The organism is Ligilactobacillus acidipiscis (genome assembly GCF_900116935.1).
GTDB lineage: Bacteria > Bacillota > Bacilli > Lactobacillales > Lactobacillaceae > Ligilactobacillus > Ligilactobacillus acidipiscis.
Genome location: NZ_LT630287.1, coordinates 1546986 through 1566741 on the forward strand (window position 1 = coordinate 1546986; position 19756 = coordinate 1566741).

At 40.3% G+C, this 19756-nt stretch carries 19 protein-coding genes and 2 pseudogenes; 7 read left to right on the forward strand and 14 right to left on the reverse strand.

What is annotated here, in order from left to right; all coding sequences use genetic code 11:
• The first annotated feature begins 158 nt into the window (after positions 1-158).
• The 3 genes from BQ5903_RS07130 to BQ5903_RS07140 all read left to right on the forward strand — a co-directional run bounded on the left by BQ5903_RS07130 (position 159) and on the right by BQ5903_RS07140 (position 3184).
• Positions 159-1778 (forward strand): amino acid permease, encoded by a 1620-nt coding sequence (locus BQ5903_RS07130; protein ID WP_010494757.1) that lies wholly within the window; start codon positions 159-161, stop codon positions 1776-1778.
• Between the two features lie 159 nt (positions 1779-1937).
• Positions 1938-2396 (forward strand): helix-turn-helix domain-containing protein, encoded by a 459-nt coding sequence (locus BQ5903_RS07135; RefSeq protein WP_079579237.1) that lies wholly within the window; start codon positions 1938-1940, stop codon positions 2394-2396.
• An 11-nt stretch (positions 2397-2407) separates the two neighbouring features.
• Positions 2408-3184 (forward strand): ISL3 family transposase, encoded by a 777-nt coding sequence (locus BQ5903_RS07140; RefSeq protein ID WP_079579238.1) that lies wholly within the window; start codon positions 2408-2410, stop codon positions 3182-3184.
• Positions 3185-3367: 183 nt separating this feature from the next.
• Here the strand turns inward: BQ5903_RS07140 and ltrA are convergent, their stop codons facing one another.
• From ltrA to BQ5903_RS07155, 3 genes are all read right to left on the reverse strand, one after another.
• Positions 3368-4753, reverse strand: a complete 1386-nt coding sequence (gene ltrA, locus BQ5903_RS07145) for a group II intron reverse transcriptase/maturase (protein ID WP_079579652.1) — start codon at positions 4751-4753, stop codon at positions 3368-3370.
• A gap of 565 nt (positions 4754-5318) precedes the next feature.
• Entirely contained in the window at positions 5319-5801 is a 483-nt protein-coding gene (locus BQ5903_RS07150) for a GNAT family acetyltransferase (RefSeq protein ID WP_010494765.1), read from the reverse strand.
• Positions 5802-6023: 222 nt separating this feature from the next.
• Complete coding sequence (locus BQ5903_RS07155) at positions 6024-7199, reverse strand: IS256 family transposase (RefSeq protein ID WP_079579239.1); 1176 nt, start codon at positions 7197-7199, stop codon at positions 6024-6026.
• Between the two features lie 255 nt (positions 7200-7454).
• Between BQ5903_RS07155 and BQ5903_RS07160 the strand changes: the two genes are divergently transcribed.
• Entirely contained in the window at positions 7455-8483 is a 1029-nt protein-coding gene (locus BQ5903_RS07160) for an IS30 family transposase (protein ID WP_079578752.1), read from the forward strand.
• Between the two features lie 699 nt (positions 8484-9182).
• Here the strand turns inward: BQ5903_RS07160 and BQ5903_RS07165 are convergent.
• From BQ5903_RS07165 to BQ5903_RS07200, 8 genes and pseudogenes are all read right to left on the reverse strand, one after another.
• A complete protein-coding gene (locus tag BQ5903_RS07165) occupies positions 9183-9458 on the reverse strand; it encodes a hypothetical protein (protein ID WP_231920823.1) in 276 nt (91 codons plus the stop codon).
• A 20-nt stretch (positions 9459-9478) separates the two neighbouring features.
• Positions 9479-9679, reverse strand: coding sequence for a hypothetical protein (locus BQ5903_RS07170; RefSeq protein ID WP_002320682.1), 201 nt, complete (start codon positions 9677-9679; stop codon positions 9479-9481).
• A gap of 44 nt (positions 9680-9723) precedes the next feature.
• Positions 9724-10512 carry a ParA family protein gene (locus BQ5903_RS07175; RefSeq protein ID WP_079579240.1) on the reverse strand — a complete coding sequence of 263 codons (789 nt, stop codon included), beginning with the start codon at positions 10510-10512 and terminating at the stop codon, positions 9724-9726.
• Positions 10513-10696: 184 nt separating this feature from the next.
• A complete protein-coding gene (locus BQ5903_RS07180) occupies positions 10697-11260 on the reverse strand; it encodes a recombinase family protein (RefSeq protein WP_079579241.1) in 564 nt (187 codons plus the stop codon).
• Between the two features lie 274 nt (positions 11261-11534).
• Positions 11535-12845 (reverse strand): IS1380 family transposase, encoded by a 1311-nt coding sequence (locus BQ5903_RS07185; protein WP_079578404.1) that lies wholly within the window; start codon positions 12843-12845, stop codon positions 11535-11537.
• A gap of 987 nt (positions 12846-13832) precedes the next feature.
• Positions 13833-15074 (reverse strand): ISL3 family transposase, encoded by a 1242-nt coding sequence (locus tag BQ5903_RS07190; RefSeq protein ID WP_079578423.1) that lies wholly within the window; start codon positions 15072-15074, stop codon positions 13833-13835.
• Positions 15075-15227: 153 nt separating this feature from the next.
• Positions 15228-15532: pseudogene (locus tag BQ5903_RS07195) on the reverse strand (type II toxin-antitoxin system mRNA interferase toxin, RelE/StbE family).
• Positions 15533-15536: 4 nt separating this feature from the next.
• Positions 15537-15800, reverse strand: coding sequence for a type II toxin-antitoxin system RelB/DinJ family antitoxin (locus tag BQ5903_RS07200; protein ID WP_010499826.1), 264 nt, complete (start codon positions 15798-15800; stop codon positions 15537-15539).
• Positions 15801-15898: 98 nt separating this feature from the next.
• Between BQ5903_RS07200 and BQ5903_RS07205 the strand changes: the two genes are divergently transcribed.
• On the forward strand, positions 15899-16486 hold the full coding sequence (locus tag BQ5903_RS07205) for a site-specific integrase (RefSeq protein WP_079579243.1): 588 nt from the start codon (positions 15899-15901) through the stop codon (positions 16484-16486).
• Between the two features lie 27 nt (positions 16487-16513).
• On the opposite strand, the gene BQ5903_RS07210 is transcribed toward BQ5903_RS07205, so the two are convergent.
• Together BQ5903_RS07210 and BQ5903_RS07215 are read right to left on the reverse strand one after the other, a co-directional pair.
• Entirely contained in the window at positions 16514-16714 is a 201-nt protein-coding gene (locus BQ5903_RS07210) for a helix-turn-helix domain-containing protein (protein WP_010494774.1), read from the reverse strand.
• 12 nt (positions 16715-16726) lie between these two features.
• On the reverse strand, positions 16727-16960 hold the full coding sequence (locus BQ5903_RS07215) for a hypothetical protein (protein WP_079579244.1): 234 nt from the start codon (positions 16958-16960) through the stop codon (positions 16727-16729).
• A 142-nt stretch (positions 16961-17102) separates the two neighbouring features.
• Between BQ5903_RS07215 and BQ5903_RS07220 the strand changes: the two genes are divergently transcribed.
• Both BQ5903_RS07220 and BQ5903_RS07225 read left to right on the forward strand, forming a co-directional pair.
• Entirely contained in the window at positions 17103-18413 is a 1311-nt protein-coding gene (locus tag BQ5903_RS07220) for an IS1380 family transposase (RefSeq protein ID WP_010499943.1), read from the forward strand.
• A gap of 150 nt (positions 18414-18563) precedes the next feature.
• A pseudogene (locus BQ5903_RS07225) lies at positions 18564-18671 on the forward strand (IS3 family transposase); the annotation flags it as partial.
• 338 nt (positions 18672-19009) lie between these two features.
• Here the strand turns inward: BQ5903_RS07225 and istB are convergent.
• The gene (gene istB / locus BQ5903_RS07230; RefSeq protein WP_079578407.1) at positions 19010-19747 is read right to left on the reverse strand and encodes an IS21-like element helper ATPase IstB; all 738 of its coding nucleotides are present in this window, start codon (positions 19745-19747) and stop codon (positions 19010-19012) included.
• Between the last annotated feature and the right edge of the window lie 9 nt (positions 19748-19756).

The following is a 19756-nucleotide window of genomic DNA, read 5'->3' on the forward strand; positions in this document are numbered from 1 at the left end:
TGTCGTAATTTCTGAAAAAACTTTTATTGCACAAAGCTCTTTTTAAGTGTAAGTTATTAAGAGTGCTTGAAAATTTCTCAGAAAACTTTTTGAAAAAGCATTTCTATCTCTACATATAATGGTTTACGATCAAAAATTAAATAAGGAGTGCAAATAGAGTGGAAGAAAGTAGTAAAAAATACATTAGTTGGCCTGTCTTGGCAATGATGGCTTTCGTGACTGTGATTGGTTTTGAAGATATTATGTATAACTTTAAAAATCAGGGTATGGGCGTCATTACTTCATGGATCATCATGATGTTTTTATATGTCGTTCCTTATGCTTTGATGGTTGGACAACTGGGTTCAGTTTTTAACAGTGAAGGCGGTGGGCTAAGTTCGTGGATCCGCGGTACTAATGGGGAATTTTTAGGCTATTTCACTGCATGGACTTACTGGGCCGCATCTATTCCCTATGTTGTTGACTCCGCACAATCGGTGATCGTTGGTTTTGGCTGGGCATTTACAGGAAGTTCGAGCTTTCAAAATAATATGCCAAATTCCATTTTTACTTTATTGACATTCATTGTTTTCATTATCTTTATCTTTATTCAACGTCATTTGTCAAACTCAATGGAAATATTGTCAACGATCGGTGGGTTTGCCATGTTTGGTATGACTGTTCTTTTCGTTTTTATGTCAATTGTTGGCTTGATCAAGTCAGGTGGTCATATGGCAACACAACCAATGAATATTCACACCCTTTTGCCAAAATTCGATTTAAAATACCTAACTACAATTGGCTTGTTGATTTACGCAGTTAACGGTGCCGAGCTAGTAGCCCCATTTGTCACGCAAATGCGTAAACCTAAAGTTGAATTTCCCAAAGCAATGATCACTTTAGCTTTAATGACGACCTTCCTAACGATTTTTGGTTCATTCTCGCTAGGCATTTTCTTTGATGCAAATCATTTGCCCAACGATTTGAAAATGAATGGTGATTACTATGCCTTTCAAGCATTAGGGCGTCAATACGGAGTTGGCAACGTATTTATGTACATTTATGCTTGGACTTCAGTTATTTATATGTGTGCTTTACTGGCCGTCCTTCTAGATGCAATGACTAGAATGTTGATTTCTGACACAGGTGAAAAATATATGCCAGCTTTCTTACGTAAGAAAAACGCTGACGGCTTACCGATCAACGGTTACATTCTGACTTGTACATTATCAGGTTTCATAATGCTCTTAGGTGTATTTTTGCCTGAAATGAATGATATCTTCAACTGGTTGCTTAATTTGAACGGAATCATCTCACCCGGTGTGACCTGCTGGATTTTTTACGCATTTATGAGAATTCGCAAAAATCCGGAGAAATATCCGTCTGAATATGTCTTTATCAAAAATGACAAATTTGGTTATATAGCTGGTTTGTTGTTGTTAGTCGTGACCGCTGCTGCTACTCTCTTTGGTGTAGCGCCCCAAGATGTTCCAGCTTATTCAGGTACTTGGTGGTATGAGTTGACTATAAACTTCATTGCTATTGTGATTTTAATTGGACTAGGTGCTATCTTACCATTGATCAGAAAACGAGAAGTTGAGTATGGGGTAGCGTTTAACAGAAAACAATGGTCAATCATGATTGGTACAACCTTGGTTGCTGTTATCGCCATGGTTTGGTTGGGCGGTACACATCTAGCCATAAAAATCGGTTTGATCATAACGATCGGCATCTTAGCAGTCCTGCTATTGTGGCTCGTGGGTCGTAAAAAACCAATTAATGTTAAACAAGAAAGTTAAAAAGTAATCGATTCAAAAGGCTCGGAGTTTTGAAATTTTGGGTCTAAACTTTTTAGTGTTGATGAGCGTTCATCAGCACTATTTTTGTACAAAAAAGGACATCATTTGTCCTCATATGCTACGATTAAAGCGAAAAAACCAAATCAAAGCGAGGTATAAATGATGTCCCAAACTGATTCTATCCTAAATTTACTCAATATCCAAGACCCAAATATCAAAATTTCAGCTTGTACTAATTTTTCACAGGCCGGAGTTCACGAAAAACTGCTTTCAGCTACGCTGACTTACCCCGTCGAACGCTGTGTTAATTGTGGTTCCACGAATCTTGTTCAGAATGGGACCCGCCTGACCAAGATGAAACTGCCCAGCCTAGGTGAACAACCGCTCCGCATGAACTTGCGCAAACAGCGTTATCTGTGCCGAACTTGCCACCATACTTTTAGCGCGCAGACGCAGCTCGCTCCGCCTCGGCACTCGATCACCCGCCAAGCAGTCCACGAAATCGCGACTTTAGCTAAGAACTCACTGCCAGTCAAGACGATCAGCCAGGCCGTGGGGATCTCAGCTTCCTCGGTTCAACGGATCTTGTATAAGGAACAGCGGGCTTTAGTAATGTAACGCCAAAAGAGCTGCCGACAGCTCTCAGCTTTGACGAATTTCGTTCAACTAAGAACTGCTTTTCTTTTATCTGCATTGACGCAAAAACACATGATTTGGTCGCCTTATTGCCAGATCGTCTCTCGCAGACGATCCGCGAGTATTTCACCAATACTTATACACTTTCTGAGCGTCAAAAAGTTCAACTGGTGACCATGGATCTGAATGCACAGTATCAGACTTTCGTCCGTCGTCTTTTTCCTAACGCACTGATCGTCTTTGACCGTTTCCATATTGTTCAGTTAGCGGGTCGGGCACTTGACCATGAACGGCTGCGTGTTTTAAAAGGGATCAACGACCACCACGACCGCAACTATAAAGTTTTAAAAAGCAACTGGCGCTTATTCCACTTAGCTGAAAATCAACTTGAGACCTCCCAGGTTAAATATTATCGGGGATTAAATGAATACACGACTGCCCAAAATGTGGTCGATCTGGGACTCAAGAATTTTCCACAGTTCGCAGAAAACTATCAGACCTATCAAACGATCTTAACCTTTATTCGCAACCGCGATCGGGCTACTTTACAACAATTAGTTATGAACTACCGTCCCAATGGTACTGAAATGGATACCGTCATAAGGACCATTCAAAAGAACTACTTAGGGATCAGGAACGCTTGTCTCTATGACTACTCTAATGGGCCGTTAGAGGGGATCAATCGCAAGATCAAAGAACTTAAACGTAGCTGTTACGGATTCAGTAACTTAAGGCATTTCTTTATCCGCATCAAATTGATCCATGCCTAAGATAAAAAATTTAGGTCAACACTGTGGGAGGCAGGTGCGGGCCCATTTCGCTACGCTTCGGACCCGCACCTGCCTCCCACCTAAACACTTTAATCTAGCTATGGCAATCGGGTAGGAGATAGTTCACACTATCGACCTCCCACACCACCGTACGTACGGAACCGTATACGGCGGTTCAACAACTTAAGCTTTTGCTTGAATAGACTGGTACAGTTTGGACAGATTTATTAGCCCACGCTGTGCCAGTCTTTTATTAGTTATGGTCATCAACAGTGTTTTACTGTGCGCGTTGCGCCAGTATCCCTTACGAGTATTGACGTAGATTTTCGCCTGTTTGGGTGTCAAGCCTAGTTTAATCAATGCTTTATAACGGGTTCCGATATTCTTCCACTGTTTCCAGATATACTGGCGGATGCGCGAGCGCAACCATTTGTCTAGTTGTTGGAGAAAGGTTTTCATCTTCCCAATGGAATAATATTGGATCCAGCCCTGCATTTTCTGCTTAATTTCATGCAGAATCCTATCAAGGCTGACGCCTCGGCTTCTCTTGGTGATTCTTGTCAATTCCTGTTTAATTCTCTGTTTAGGTTTTTGATGAGGACGCGGGTAGGCGCTATTGCGTCCCACACCCAGCGAAAAACCTAGAAACTTCAGTCTTAGTGGAGAACCGACTTGCGTCTTTTCTGCATTCACTTCAACTTTGAGTTCCTTTTCTAAAAACTGGGTGATGCTTTTGAGAACCCGTTCACCCGCACGCTTACTTTTAACATAGATATTACAGTCATCCGCATAGCGTACAAATTTATGTCCTCTTTTGGTCAATTCTTTGTCCAGCTCGTTCAGATAAATATTTGCTAGTAATGGTGAAATATTGCCACCTTGCGGTGTACCTTTAGCGGACTTCTCGAAAAATCGACCATTCATAACACCACTCGTCAAGAACTTACGAATCAAATGCAAGACCCATGGCTCACTAATGTAATTTTCAACAAATTTAATTAGTAAATCATGGTTCACATTGTCAAAATAGGACTTTAAATCAAGGTCGACCACGTAGTGATAACCCTGATTATAATAAGCAACCACCTTTTTCACAGCACTTTGTGCACTGCGGTGTGGTCGAAAACCATAACTATTATCTGAGAATACTTTTTCAAAAATAGGAGACAGTTGCTGTTGTAACGCCTGTTGAACCACACGGTCAACGACCGTTGGGATTCCTAACTGACGTTTCGAACCATCTGGCTTAGGAATCTCAACTCGTTTGACAGGTTGGGGTTCATAGCTTTCGGTTCGCAAGGCCTCGATTAGTTTTACGTTATTCTCTTTCAAGTATGGGCCAAGTTCCTCAACGGACATGTCGTCAATTCCTCCAGCCCCTTTATTACGCTTGACATGGACAAAGGCCCGATTTAAATTATTCCGGTCTAAGACCTTCTCACGTAATAAGCCATTTTGAGTTCTCTTTTCACCAGAAACAACGCTACGCGCTCCTGTTTGCTCTGACCCTTCCAGGGTTACCCTCCGCAGGTAGTCAGCTTTATTTTCTGTTTTCTGCGATTGTCGTATTGTTTCCACCTCCAGGATGAATCAAAATTATTGTTGTTCAGCCCTTCACCATTACTGGCTACTATGGCCTCGGCTGACTTCTGTCATGGACAACTCAACATTACTATTGAGCCTGTTCCTGCCAGAAATAACTTCCAGCTTGAGAGAACTACCATGACAGACCTCCCCGGGTAAGAGCAGTAGCTTTCGCATCAAACCGTTGGCTTTACTGTGACGGTTTCGAGTGGTCAGGGACTTCGATTTGTTAAGCAATCTCATCCCACCGTTTCCAGCCTTTTAGCCACTTCTTGTTCATCGATTCGATGTTTCGTCTAGGACTTCCTTCAGATTCTACCTCACGATAGACACCCTTGTCTTCGACTCGTGATACCGGCCACTACGGCTCACAGCGGACTTACACCGCCTAGTTACTGCCCATGCCGGGCGCACGTAAAAAAAGAACCCTACCATAAAGATAGAGTTCTATGGACCATCAACACTATTTGACAAAGTCCCGAAATTTTTCAAGACTCCGAGCCTTTTATTTACCAAATATTACTATAGTTATACTTCTTGCCAAAAGTTTTTATTCAGTTGAAAATTCGACTTCACCTGAAACATCATTCAAACTGTTTTTTACTAACTGATAAATATAAAGATTATCGTCCCCATCTTCTTGTCCGGGTAAGTACAATTGATAATCCGCAGCTGGCTTAAAACCAAAAGTTTTTGGATCCTTTTCATCAAGCTGCTGCCAAATAATAAAACGGTAACCAGATTGAAAGGCGCGTTTCTTCAAAGTATTGATCAAGGGTGCTAAACGATCCTCAATTTCCAAAACCGGTCCGACCATTAAACAAACTATGTCATTGATCGTGATTTCACGTAAGCTAGCTGTACCAGTAATTTTACCGTCTTCCTCAGCAACTATTTCCAGTATCGGCTGATAATTTTTTTCTTGCCTGAATTTAGCTGCCTGTCGTCCTAAATGTCTCTTTGAGTCGTCCAAAGTTTCCAGCAAATGATCAACCATTGCCCGATCAGCTGGTTGGATCCCTCTAATTTCCATATTTTTCTTTGCCCTACTTTCTTGAATCCACAATTATTCTACCATGCGTATTTATATTTGGCTAAAAATTATTGAAATCAAAGCTAATTTTAAAAATTTTATAATTACAGTAAGATCAACTGAGATCACTTTCAAAAAATATTTTGCTTTTAGCTAAACCATTGGTAGCGTCAAGAATCTTGTGTAAATGAAATGCCTTCGTACATATAATATGTATCTAACTTAAATAAATGATGCTTCCAAGGTGTCCTGGAGTCCTTTGAACCCTCGGTGGATCCGCTTCAGAGACTTCTCGTTATAAACATTAAACTGAGAAACCAGGAAGCGATCCAGTGAATCTTCCGTTGGAAATTGTTCTTTGTGGTGGGTGGTGCGCTTGAGATGCTTATTAAAGTTCTCAATCAGGTTAGTGGAGTATAGTGATTGCCGGATAGCTGGTGGAAAGTCCATGAAAGTGAGTAAATTCGGCATTTTAAGCAGATCTTTGATTAATTTGGGATAGGTCTGATGCCAGTTGTTGGCGAACTCATTCAGTTTCAGTTCGGCTGCTTCACGGTTGGCGGCCCGATGAACTTGTTTAAAGTCACTGATCACGGCCTTGCGGTCTTTTACGCGAACTTTGTTCATCAGATTCCGCCCAACATGAACCAGGCAACGTTGTCGTTTGGCTTTAGGGAAATGCCGATTCAAGCCTTCATCCAAACCAACTAACCCATCGGCCACAAACAACAGCACATCTTTAACGCCCTGCTTGATCAAGGTTCCCAGCAGTTCAGTCCAGATTCCAGTCGATTCCGTTGGCGCCACTTGGTAGTTCAGCACTTCTTTCGTACCATCTGGACGAATGCCAATCGCAATATGAACGGCTTCTTTTTGAACGGTATCCCGCTTTAACGGCAAGTAAGTGGCATCTAAGAAGATGGCCGCATATTGTGAAGCCAGTCGACGTTGCTGGAAAGCTTGAACCTGTTCATTGACGGCTTTAGTCATGTTGGAAACCGTGGCTTTGGAGTAGTGAGCACCGTACATTTTCTCAATGAGTTCGGCAATTTCAGCAGTGGTAATTCCCTTGGTATACAACTGAATGACCGTTGTTTCTAAATTATCACTGTGCCGACCGTAGGCTGGCAAGGTATGATTTTCAAACCGGCCATTGCGATCTCGAGGAATGGTTAAGTTAAGTTGGCCGTACTTCGTATCAAACGAGCGCTCATAACTGCCGTTGCGGTTATTACCAGTGTTAATCCCAGCGTATGAGTAGCGTTCGTAACCCAAAAACTCTGCCAATTCGGTTTGAAGCAGCTGGTTAATCGCAATTTCGAGGTGGTGACGAAAAACTTCGTCCAAATCTTGCTTTTGGGCTAGTGCAGTGATAATTTCTGTGGTAAGTTCATTCATGGGGAATGCTCCTGTGATGTTTTCTGTGGTTACTAAATATCATAAGGGAAGGCATTCCCTATTTCTATACAATTCAGAAATCTTTTATGCATTTACACAAGATATTTTACGCTCTCGTTTCGCTATAAACTTGTTCCCCGATTTAAAATTGAAGTGCAACACTTGATAACTAGACCAATTAGACTAGCTTAAAAGGCCATGAAGGCCTATTCTTATTATTAACGACAAAATCAACAGATAAGGATAGGTGTCTTCATGACCCAAACTAAGAATATCATGCCTAAGCATTACCAACAACTCCAATCTTTTGAACGCGGTCAAATTGAGTCCCTGACTCGATTAGGATTTGGCGTTCGTCAGATCGCCAGCCGGCTTCACCGGAGTCCCAGCACCATTTCTCGCGAATTAAAACGCGGGTTAACCACCCAGATTGATTCCCAGAAACATCGGTCATATCAGAGCTACTTTGCCGAGCGCGGGGCGGCTTACTATCGAGAACAGCGGGCCAAGTGTCACCCCAAAGGTTTACTGCAGCGGGCTGCCGTGTTCTTCAAGTCCCTGCCGAAAGCTTTAAAAGCTAAGCCACGAGTTTTCAGTGTCGATACGTATGTCCACTATTTCAAAGCTCATTACCCGGGCTTTCCCTGCCCATCAACGGCTACGGTCTATCGGTACATCGAGGCTGGCAAGCTCCCGGAGCTTCACAACTATGATTTACCCATGAAGCTACGTCGCCGCGTTAAACGCCCGAATCACCGACATGCCCGCCTGAATAAAAAACGGCTTGGACAGTCCATTGAAGACCGGCCCGCAGTGGTTCGGAAACGTCAGGAGTTGGGCCATTGGGAAGGCGACTTAGTGAAAGCCAAACGGGTTGAGTCCGAACCAGCTTTAATGACGTTAACCGAGCGAGTTAGCCGGATGGAAATTATCGTTAAATTGCCTGATTACCGGGCAGAGACTTGCCGGCAAGCCCTCCAAGATACGATTGATGATTACGGTGCAGAAAACTTTCGGACTATCACGTTTGACAACGGCTCGGAATTCGCTAGTTTAAATCAGGTTCAAGGAACGGAAATCTACTTTGCCCATCCATATTCTCCCTGGGAACGGGGCACTAATGAGAATGTGAATGGTCAATTAAGAGAGTTCTTCCCAAAGGGGCATTCCTTTAAAAACCTCTCATTAGTGGATCTGCAGTTGGTTCAAGACACGCTGAATCACCGTCCCCGCCGCTGTTTAAGCTATAGTTGTCCAGCGGATGTTATGCCACAACTGGTTTAACTTTCTAGACCAATTATAAGAATAGGCCATTAGTGTTGCACTTAACTTGACAATTGAGGTCTATAAACTTGTTCTGAATAATAATATTTATCTTCTGACATAATATGTGCTCCCTTTCTTTTTTTGAAAGTGAGTTGATAAAACTAACAACTTGATTTAAAATTAAAAGTTGCTATGATTAGGGTTGATAAAATATTAGTCCTTTCAATGATCTAAATTTTATCAAGCGCTTTTCAACTCACTTAGTGAATGTTGACGATTCATAAATGCAAGTGAAAATAAAAATGGACTAGGTAGCTGTAACTACTTAGTCCATTGCTTTCAGTTATTCGGTTTAAATATACTTGTACTTGTTTGCGACTATTCGCTAAAGTTGGTATAATGTAACCAATAATTGAAATAATGTCTATCTGACTTTAACTGCCAGGAAAAAGTTAGATAGGCTAAGTAGTGGTTCAGCACTACTTATTTAAAACTTTAAGTCCCTGCTCTTATGAGTGGGGATTTTTTGTTTTCTTGAAATTATTCTCGTCTTGTGTTTATTTAATTGAAATAGTATCATTTTGGAAAACTTAAAACAAATTCAAGATTAAACTTATTTTGTCTTGGTGCTGATATTTGCGTGCGGTTGAAACCAAAAGGTGATTGGGGCTAACATGCAGTAATAAGTGATAAACACTAAAATTGCCGTATGTTTCATTATAGGCTCATTAAAGCCACTAATGGTATACTTGCCCCTACCAGTCCTAAAATGCTCACACACCACACTATAATGTGAATTAGACGTGTTGCTGAACTACTATTATTAAATGCTTGTTCTGCTTTAACTTGAATGAGATATTCAAGTGGAAAAAGCAACTTGCGTAACATGAAACGTGTATCGCCGTTATTTAACTTCATAATAGCAAATAAAGGCACTAAATAGATACAACCTAGATACAGATACAACCAGTAATCAAGTAATTGAGTTTTCATTTTAATGCCCTCCTTTGTTTTTAGTCTTTCAAATTAAATGCTTCTTTTAAGATTTTTTCTAAATAGCGTGACGCTGTTAATTCTTCACTGGCAGCACGTCTTGTTAATTCCTCCGCTAATTCAGGTTTAAGTGTGTATGATTTTGAAATACGTGGGGTGTTTTTTCTCATTGACTTTGATAAAACTGTACTCATTTCGTTTCTCTTATCTTCAAATGACATAATCTATCATATCCTTTCATATCATATCATGCTATGCTTCTATATTACTGTAAGTTCTTAAAACTTTCAAATATTTTGCTGATTTGATCAAAGAATGCCCTGTTTTTATTTAAAATTGTTTGATCTTTTGCCATATCTACGATTGGTGTATGATTCAATGTGCTTTTGTTAAACAGTTCTTTTTCAGGGACAAAACCGATTGTCCTAGGGTCTTTCTTCATTTCTGCTATGAACTCTTTTGATGATTTTGTATTATGTTTAATACGATTGCCAATGAACTTTAATTGTGCGGTAACAAAACTTTTGCGACTTTCTACGTTGATAACATCTTCTTTTAGTTGTTGCATACGTAGATCTAAGTTGCTTTTTGAGATAAAACCATATTCGCTGGGTTCTATTGGACTGAATACAAAATCAGAAATGATTACCATATTTTGAGTAATGGTTGAAAAATCAGGGTGGCAATCAATTAAGACAAAATCAAATTTTTTGAGTTCGTCATAGTTATCTGCAAACCACATGTACATTAACAGTTCCTTATTAGCTTTAGTTTGGATTTTGTTATTGATTGAATCTAAATCCATAGAAGCAGGGATTAACAACAAATTCTCATGTAAGGGAATAATTTCAACTTCTTGGGGGCGTGAATTAAAGATACTAGCAACTGTTCCCTGTTTCTTATAAATATCATAAGTCTGGGTTAGGCTGCATTGGTGGTCACTATCAATCATTAGCACATTGAATCCTTGCTCTGAAAGCCACTCGCCGTAATTAAAGGTTAGGGTGGTTTTACCAACTCCACCTTTAATAGCTGAAAAAGTAATAATTTGCATAGTCTGTACTTCCTTTCTCTTTTTATACTGTGTCATACTACATTGTAATATAGCATATCATGCTATATTACAGATATAAAATATCTTTTTCCATTTTAGCTAGATAAGCCCAATCATCAACCTCTTTTTTATCAACTCTATGTATATATCATATCATGCTATGATATGATATGCAAGGAAATGCTTACTTTTTTGCTATTTTTTTAAATCGGCGTTGTTGGGTTTTTACACTAATACCTGTCTTACGTTCAATCATCTTATAAGTCATACCTTGCTGACGCAATTCATAAGCAAACTTAATTTGTTCGTCGGTATAAGTTTTTGGGAGTCCCTCATGAAAATAAGGGTCATGTGTTTTAGCGTACATTTTACCCTCTTGTGTTCGTGTCACGATCATATCCCGTTCAAATTGGGCAAAGGCACTAAAAATCGTAAAAATCAGATTCCCTGTGGGCGTGTTGTCTATCGTGCCCATATTGAGAATTTGCACTTTGATATTCCGTTCAAACAATTGTTGAATGATGTCTAAGGCTTCTCTTGTGTTTCTGGCGAAACGATCAAGCTTGGTAATGATTAACGTGTCTCCTGGTAATAATATATTTAACAGTTCATTAAACTGTGGGCGCTGGGTAGTTGTCCCGGTAAATTTTTCCTGGTAAATTTTTTCAGCGCCTGCGTCCTGTAATTGTTTGATTTGATTTGCTAGTTTTTGGTCGGGTGTACTCACTCGTGCATAACCGTATTTCATTTGTCTCACTCCTTAACATTGAAGACAACTAAGGTAAGTCCAAAGATTGTCAAAATAAGGGATAGAAAATTATTGTCTAATAGAATAGAACTGCCAATCACAAGAATGATACCTAGAACCTGAATTATTCATACTTTTCGTTGCAGTTAAAACTTTGTGCAAAGTTACTTTAGTGTGTAAAAAAAGCAGCTTTTTGTTAGTTTTGTTGTCGGACTGTTTAAAAAAGGACAGACTTCACCCTTTCCCTAAGAAAAACATTTTTTATTTTGTGAGTTCACAGCGGATATATTTTTAGATTTTGAATCTTGAACAGTGTCTGCCAAAATAATTTATCGAACACATTGGTCTGAGATAAATGGACCCAGACTTGACGCGCATGGTGCGTGACCTTAGCTGCCACATGGAGTAATTTAAAACGGATCGTCCCGACCTGAGCGTGTTTAAGCTTTGTTGGTAAAACTAAGTTCTTCATGGCTTGCAGTATATTATAAGCGACCCCAGCTACCAGCATCCGGAACTCATTGGCCTCAAAACTAGAACTGTCCGTTTTATCAAAGTGAAAGCCACGTTTAACTTCTTTGATCAAGTCTTCCATGGAACCGCGTTGGTGATAGAGGGCAAAGACTTGTGGACCGCTTAATTCTTCCAAGTTGGTCACGATAAACTCATGGTCAAACAGAAAGTTGCCCGCCGGCCGCGTTGATTTAATAATCACACGATAAGGTCGTGACCAACTTTGAGGACAATAGTCTCGCAGGACATGCCATTGGACTTCAGCTTCGGTGAAGTCCTGGTCACCCACTTGGATCAGGTGCTCAGCCCGACTTTGGAGCTGGTAGTTCGCTTTTAAACGAATCACGAACTTAGCCTGCTTTTTATCACACGCATGGTAGATCCCTGGAGCTGCGAAACCAGAATCTCCTCGCACTAAGACATCCAGGGAAGATCCGTCATAGGCCCGTAAGCTCCGTAATAAAAATTTAGTCGCACCTTGGGAAGTATAGCGATTGCCGGGGCGTAATTGAGCATTCAACAAGCAGCCCGATAAAGCATCAAAGGCTAGTAAAGGATGATAACCGTTGGTCTGGTAGTGACCGTTATAAGCACTCTTTTCTTGGTCACCAAACGTATCGGCATGTGTCGAATCTAGATCAAGGATCAGCTGATGTTGATTTAGCTGCCCAAGAACAAAGTGAGCTACCGAGCCGAGCAATGATTTGACTGAAAAGAGCCCAGACGCTGAAATGTGATTGATAAAGCGTGAAAGTGTCGGCTGGGAAGCGACCGCTTGAGACAAGACCAGCTTAAAATCAACGGCGTGTGACAAGGTATTAGCCGACTGATCTTGGCAGTATCCTGCCAGCAATTGCAACAGCAACTGCTTAAATAAATTGTTCAAGGGAAAGGTACAATATTTACGGTCATCTTTAAAATGCAAGTTATCTTCTAAGAGCTGGTCAAAGTGAATTTGGTGCAGAAATTCAGCAATTAATAAAGTTCCGGCATCGTTCGCTAACTCACCACCGTCATTAGAAATGTTGATCTGGTCATTGAATAAAAGTTTTTCATGATGTAAAGTTGACATAAGGAGCACTCCTGTTCTTTGTGGTTTTCATCGACTTTACAATAGCACAGGATGTGCTCTTTTTGTACACCCAACAGGTGAAAAACGAAAAAGATGCGAACTAGCATGACAACAACAAAAAGTAGTCCTTAAGGGAAAAGTATGAATAATTCAGGAATATTAATATTGGTTTAGTATAAAAGCTATACCAGATCCAAGCATAATTATCCCAAAGAAAAACCCACTAAAAAGTGCCAGTGGTAAAAATCTTGAAGTACTTTCTGTAGCATGTTTCTTTGTATTTATAAAAAGTCGACAAACGCTATAAAATTCCCAAAAACTCACTATTATTAATATAACCCCAAATATTTGGTTCATAAATAACACACAGCTTTCTACAAAGTTCATTTTACTTTTTAAATACTATGCTTAAAAGCTTAAAAATAATTAAAGTTCCTCCATCTATATTGTAGTTGGTACCGCTTTTATTTGCAACAAAGATCTTGAATATGAAGGTACTTCTCTATAACCCGGTTAACTTCGGTAATAAAAATATTACCAATAAGTTTATAAGCAGGGACAGTATACTTAAAACTGAGTAGCTTTAAGCCCACCTTTTAAGAAAATTTTTACTAAAAATAAATATGGTCAATCGTAAATAAGTCTATTTTTTAGCCTTGATAAGTTACTGTTTTATAGAAGCCCTTTTTAAATAAGGGTCCATTATTAAGTAATGGACCCTCGGAAAAGTTGTTAAAACAACCCTTTAATGGTAAGCTAAATTTTAAGGGGCAAAAACTACCACTAAAATATAAAAATAGCCCCTGATTTTTTAGGGACTTTGTCAAATAGTGTTGATGGTCCATAGAACTCTATCTTTATGGTAGGGTTCTTTTTTTACTGCCATAGCTAGATTAAAGTGTTTGGGTTGGGAGGCAGGTGCGGGTCCGAAGCGTAGCGAAATGGGCCCGCACCTGCCTCCCACAGTGTTGACCTAAATTTTTTATCTTAGGCATGGATCAATTTGATGCGGATAAAGAAATGCCTTAAGTTACTGAATCCGTAACAGCTACGTTTAAGTTCTTTGATCTTGCGATTGATCCCCTCTAACGGCCCATTAGAGTAGTCATAGAGACAAGCGTTCCTGATCCCTAAGTAGTTCTTTTGAATGGTCCTCATGACGGTATCCATTTCAGTACCATTGGGACGGTAGTTCATAACTAATTGTTGTAAAGTAGCCCGATCGCGGTTGCGAATAAAGGTTAAGATCGTTTGATAGGTCTGATAGTTTTCTGCGAACTGTGGAAAATTCTTGAGTCCCAGATCGACCACATTTTGGGCAGTCGTGTATTCATTTAATCCCCGATAATATTTAACCTGGGAGGTCTCAAGTTGATTTTCAGCTAAGTGGAATAAGCGCCAGTTGCTTTTTAAAACTTTATAGTTGCGGTCGTGGTGGTCGTTGATCCCTTTTAAAACACGCAGCCGTTCATGGTCAAGTGCCCGACCCGCTAACTGAACAATATGGAAACGGTCAAAGACGATCAGTGCGTTAGGAAAAAGACGACGGACGAAAGTCTGATACTGTGCATTCAGATCCATGGTCACCAGTTGAACTTTTTGACGCTCAGAAAGTGTATAAGTATTGGTGAAATACTCGCGGATCGTCTGCGAGAGACGATCTGGCAATAAGGCGACCAAATCATGTGTTTTTGCGTCAATGCAGATAAAAGAAAAGCAGTTCTTAGTTGAACGAAATTCGTCAAAGCTGAGAGCTGTCGGCAGCTCTTTTGGCGTTACTAAAGCCCGCTGATCCTTATACAAGATCCGTTGAACCGAGGAAGCTGAGATCCCCACGGCCTGGCTGATCGTCTTGACTGGCAGTGAGTTCTTAGCTAAAGTCGCGATTTCGTGGACTGCTTGGCGGGTGATCGAGTGCCGAGGCGGAGCGAGCTGCGTCTGCGCGCTAAAAGTATGGTGGCAAGTTCGGCACAGATAACGCTGTTTGCGCAGGTTCATGCGGAGCGGTTGTTCACCTAGGCTGGGCAGTTTCATCTTGGTCAGGCGGGTCCCATTCTGAACAAGATTCGTGGAACCACAATTAACACAGCGTTCGACGGGGTAAGTCAGCGTAGCTGAAAGCAGTTTTTCGTGAACTCCGGCCTGTGAAAAATCAGTACAAGCTGAAATTTTGATATTTGGGTCTTGGATATTGAGTAAATTTAGGATAGAATCAGTTTGGGACATCATTTATACCTCGCTTTGATTTGGTTTTATCGCTTTAATCGTAGCATATGAGGACAAATGATGTCCTTTTTTGTACAAAAATAGTGCTGATGAACGCTCATCAACACTAAAAAGTTTAGACCCATTTTTTAACAAAATCAGAGGCTATTTTAAAGCTTATTGCGCTAAAATTTCATGCGGTCCGGTTGTGACCAACAGCAAGATCAGCTCTGTGTGATCAATGCGATAAACTACGATCCAGCCATCATAATTTTTTCCGTAATTACCATATAACGAGCTGGATAAAATTCGCGATATCCGTGCCATTTTCCTTGTAGCGCATGATCTTTGATCCGTTTTAATGTGGCTTGATCTTGCGCCACGATCGCTGCAACACATGGTTTTAAAATTTCAATCGGGAAGTGTTTTTTCTTCAGCTTTTTTAGTTCACGTTCGAAAGCTTTCGTGGCCTTAATCTTCATCTAACTAGTCAATCCAATCGTTAAAGTCAGTGACTGAACCAATTTCAGTAGCTTCGCCTTTTTCAGCTTCTGCTTTTGCAGCTAGTGCTTCTGGAGAATCTAAAAAATTAAGCAAACGAACTTCGTTATTGGCCGCTTTAACCAACGACAAACGGACATATTCCGAGACGGTCAACCCTTGTTTGGCCAGATTAGCTTTCGCACGTTCACTGATCTCATTGGTGACCCGCGTGGAAATTGTTTTATCTTTTATGGTTGCGTTACTCATTTTATTCACCTTCTAGTTTTTCGTTTACGATCGTATTACATCTATAGTATAAATAAATCTTTTACTAAAAGCAAATTTCAGTTAAGGGGGGCATTATTATGGAACAAAAAGTCTTACCGATCAAAGATTCGAACGTTTTACACCAGGTCCAGCGCTGTTTAAGCGAAGATTTCAAGGCCGGCCGGCGCAACTACACCATTTTTCAGCTCGGCAAGGCAACTTTGTTGCGTGTCAGTGACATTCTCACGCTCAAACGGGCAGATGTCTTCGACGAACGAGGAAACGTGCGTCTCAACGCGTATCTCCACGACCAAAAAACGGGGAAAGCCAACCGCTTATACTTAAAACCGGTCATTGGCGACCTCTTAGCCTACCAGCAATGGTTACAACGAGAAAATCTAGTCTCGCCTTGGCTATTTCCGTCCACGCAACACCCGGACCAGCATTTGACCGAGAAACAGTTTTACAAGATCATGCGTAAAGTGGGGGATCTCTTGGATTTGGACTATTTGGGAACCCATACTATGCGCAAAACCGGCGCGTACCGCGTCTATGTCCAATCAAACTACAATATCGGGCTGGTTATGCACCTCCTAAACCATAGCAGTGAGGCTATGACTCTGGCTTATCTGGGCTTAGATCAAGCCAGTACGGAAGAAATGTTAGATAATATTGACTTTGGATAATTCAATCAAAAAAAGCAATCATTTGATTTATGAAATATACTCTAAAATATCTCCTGGTTGGCAATCTAATACCTTGCATAGTTTTTCTAAGGTATTAAACCGTATCCCTTTAACTTTTCCATTTTTTAAATTAGATAAGTTTGCTTGTGTTATATCAATTTTTTGGGCTAGCTCTTTTGAAGAAATTCTTCGATCAAACATCACCTTAGTTAAATTAACTCTGATCATTCAGTCACCCACTTATATAAACGAATCATTATCTTCTTTTAAGACAACGCCCTTTTTAATTAAGGTATAGGTCGTATAGAAGATAGCCAAAAAAACAAACATAATTAATAACGAGGTAAAGTCTGAGTTAAAAGTGTATTCACCGGCGTAAAAATCAAAGCCCAAAGCGCCCACGATAAAAATTCCTTGTAAAGAGATTAGTTCCCACATGTTATTTAGAATTTGTTTTAGACCTGGATTATTCATAATTTTACCTTGAGGTCTGCTTTTGGTTGTTGCCGTGCTGTTGCTGACCTTTTTTCTTTTTCACCTGCTGGGTGTACAAAATGAGCACATCCTGTGCTATTGTAAAGTCGACTAAACACTACAAAGAACAGGAGTGCTCCTAATGTCGACTTTACATCATAAACAGCTTTTATTCAATAAACAAATCAAAATTTCTAATGACGGCGGTGAGCTAGCGAACGATGCGGGGACTTTATTGCTTGCTGAGTTTCTCCATCAACTCCACTTTGACCAGTTTTTAGAGACTAACTTGCGTTTCAAAGATGGTCGCAAGTATTGTACCTTCACTATGAACGATTTATTCAAGCAGTTGTTATTTCAATTACTAGCGGGGTATTCCCAGGATCAGTCTGCTAACACCTTGGCCCAAGCGGCTGATTTCAACTTAGCTCTAAAACAAGCAGTCGCTTCCCAACCGACGCTCTCACGTTTTATCAATCACGTCTCGGCGACAGGCCTTTTCTCCGTCAAGTCTGTAATGATCTCTTTGGCGCACTTAGTCCTGGGCCAGCTGAATCAACATCAGCTGATCCTTGACCTCGACTCCACGCATGCTGATACATTTGGTAACCAAGAAAAAAGTGCTTATAACGGTCATTATCAGACTAACGGTTATCATCCATTACTAGCTTTCGATGCTTTATCGGGCTGCTTATTGAATGCCCAATTACGTCCAGGCAATCGCTATACTTCACAGGGAGCGACTAAATTCTTATTACGGGGCCTACGGGCCTATGACCAGTCTTCTTTGGATGTCCTCGTGCGGGGAGATTCTGGTTTCGCAGCGCCAGGGATCTACCGTGCCTGTGATAAAAAACAGGCTAAATTCGTGATCCGCATGAAAGCGAACCGCCAACTCCAAAGTCGGGCTGAGCGCTTGATCCAAGTGGGCGACCACGACTTCAGCGAAACTGAAGTCCAATGGCATGTCCTGCAGGATTACTGTCCCCAAAGTTGGCCACGCCCTTATCGGGTGATCATTAGATCAACTCGGCCAGCGGGAAATTTACTGTTTGACCATGAGTTTATCGTGACCAACTTGGAAGAATTGAGTGGTCCGCAAGTCTTTGCCCTCTATCAACAACGTGGTTCAATGGAAGACTTGATCAAAGAAGTTAAACGCGGTTTTCATTTTGATAAAACGGACAGTTCCAGCTTTAACGCCAATGAGTTTCGCATGTTGGTGGCTGGCACGGCTTACAATATACTCCAAGCCATGAAGAACTTGGTTTTACCACCGGAACTTAAACACGCTCAGGTCGAGACCATCCGCTTTAAATTACTTCATTTGGCAGCTAAGGTCACGCACCACGCCCATCAGATCTGGGTCCATTTATCCCAGACCAATGTGTTTGATAAATTATTCTGGCAGACACTGTTTAAGATCCAAAACATTAAAATATACCCGCTGTGAACTCACAAAATAAAATATATTTTCTAGGGAAAGGGTGAAGTCTGCCCTTTTTTAAGCAATACGACCGCAAAACTAACAAAAAAAGCTTTTTTCTGAGACCACGGTTATTTTGCGCCAAATTTTATTTAAGACAAAAAGTATGAATAATTCAGGGAATACGTTAATTTCCAAGATTTTAAGACAATTCATGAAGCAATCGCCGGAATTGATAACTATATTCGTTGGTATAACAGTGATCGTATTTCACTTGTAGCGTAGCTACAGGCTATTAAATTCAATAATGTTGGGGCTTATTTAATATACTCTAAAGCGTTTTTAAAATCTGAACGGGACTAAAACTTCGGCCTCCGAAAATTAAATTAAGTAATTTAAATTGAAAGTCAAATTTGTTCGTACTTTTATGTCCGGATTCTTGACATAGGAGCCTTATATGGTGGGTCTATATATATCATGTTTATTTTATTGGAGTACTTTTTCTTTAAACTATACAAGGCAATCAAATTATTCCCCTTAATAATTAAATTATCTTGATCAGAATGTCAAGGGCAACGTAAAAATGTAGGTTTATGGCAATCAAAAATGTAGGTTTTTGACAATTACAGTTTAGTTTTTAATCGATAAGACTTACCCGTGATTCTTATGGTATGAACATGATGAACTAATCGATCTAAAATAGCTGCAGTGACAGTTGGGTTTTGAAAAATATCGACCCAAGAAGATAAAGCACTGTTACTAGTAATAATTGTCGATTTTCTTTCATACCTGGCATTGATCAATTGAAAAAACAAATTAGCTTCATCGTGTTTAATGGGCAGATAACCTAATTCATCAATGATCAATAAATCGTAACGGGCGTAGCGGTTTAGTGCACGATCTAGTTCGTCTTTGTCATCGGCTTTTCTGAGTCTTAATAAAAGCTCATGACAATTAATAAATAACACTCTTGCACCTTGTTGACAGGCTTCGCGCCCTAAGGCGATTGCGAGGTGTGTTTTTCCTACCCCGGGGCTGCCTACTAGAAGAATATTTTCTGCTTTATCCATAAAAGCTAGGCTTTTTAATTCTAGAATCTCCTGTTTTTTGATACTTGGCTGGAAGGTAAAATCAAATGCTTCCAGCGTTTTAACGCTGGGAAAACGGGCCCTGGTAATCGTTCGTTCAACCTGAGCCTGATGTTTATAGTTTAATTCTTTGGTCGTTAAAGCTAAAAGTGCTTCCGAAAATGACATTTTTCCGGCTGTTACTTGTTCCAGATAATTAGGCAGGTAACTTTTTATTTCAAGCAGTTCAAGTTGAAGCAAATTATTGTTAAGTCGTTGATTGATACTACTCATCTCATAGGA

What these genes read in the sequence shown, in the direction of transcription:
- BQ5903_RS07135 (WP_079579237.1), top strand. Translation starts at nt 1,938, where the DNA reads ATGATGTCCCAAACTGATTCTATCCTAAATTTACTCAATATCCAAGAC.
- BQ5903_RS07150 (WP_010494765.1), bottom strand. Translation starts at nt 5,801, where the DNA reads ATGGAAATTAGAGGGATCCAACCAGCTGATCGGGCAATGGTTGATCAT.
- BQ5903_RS07155 (WP_079579239.1), bottom strand. Translation starts at nt 7,199, where the DNA reads ATGAATGAACTTACCACAGAAATTATCACTGCACTAGCCCAAAAGCAA.
- BQ5903_RS07160 (WP_079578752.1), top strand. Translation starts at nt 7,455, where the DNA reads ATGACCCAAACTAAGAATATCATGCCTAAGCATTACCAACAACTCCAA.
- BQ5903_RS07165 (WP_231920823.1), bottom strand. Translation starts at nt 9,458, where the DNA reads ATGAAAACTCAATTACTTGATTACTGGTTGTATCTGTATCTAGGTTGT.
- BQ5903_RS07170 (WP_002320682.1), bottom strand. Translation starts at nt 9,679, where the DNA reads ATGTCATTTGAAGATAAGAGAAACGAAATGAGTACAGTTTTATCAAAG.
- BQ5903_RS07175 (WP_079579240.1), bottom strand. Translation starts at nt 10,512, where the DNA reads ATGCAAATTATTACTTTTTCAGCTATTAAAGGTGGAGTTGGTAAAACC.
- BQ5903_RS07180 (WP_079579241.1), bottom strand. Translation starts at nt 11,260, where the DNA reads ATGAAATACGGTTATGCACGAGTGAGTACACCCGACCAAAAACTAGCA.
- BQ5903_RS07185 (WP_079578404.1), bottom strand. Translation starts at nt 12,845, where the DNA reads ATGTCAACTTTACATCATGAAAAACTTTTATTCAATGACCAGATCAAC.
- BQ5903_RS07190 (WP_079578423.1), bottom strand. Translation starts at nt 15,074, where the DNA reads ATGATGTCCCAAACTGATTCTATCCTAAATTTACTCAATATCCAAGAC.
- BQ5903_RS07200 (WP_010499826.1), bottom strand. Translation starts at nt 15,800, where the DNA reads ATGAGTAACGCAACCATAAAAGATAAAACAATTTCCACGCGGGTCACC.
- BQ5903_RS07205 (WP_079579243.1), top strand. Translation starts at nt 15,899, where the DNA reads ATGGAACAAAAAGTCTTACCGATCAAAGATTCGAACGTTTTACACCAG.
- BQ5903_RS07210 (WP_010494774.1), bottom strand. Translation starts at nt 16,714, where the DNA reads ATGATCAGAGTTAATTTAACTAAGGTGATGTTTGATCGAAGAATTTCT.
- BQ5903_RS07215 (WP_079579244.1), bottom strand. Translation starts at nt 16,960, where the DNA reads ATGAATAATCCAGGTCTAAAACAAATTCTAAATAACATGTGGGAACTA.
- BQ5903_RS07220 (WP_010499943.1), top strand. Translation starts at nt 17,103, where the DNA reads ATGTCGACTTTACATCATAAACAGCTTTTATTCAATAAACAAATCAAA.
- istB (WP_079578407.1), bottom strand. Translation starts at nt 19,747, where the DNA reads ATGAGTAGTATCAATCAACGACTTAACAATAATTTGCTTCAACTTGAA.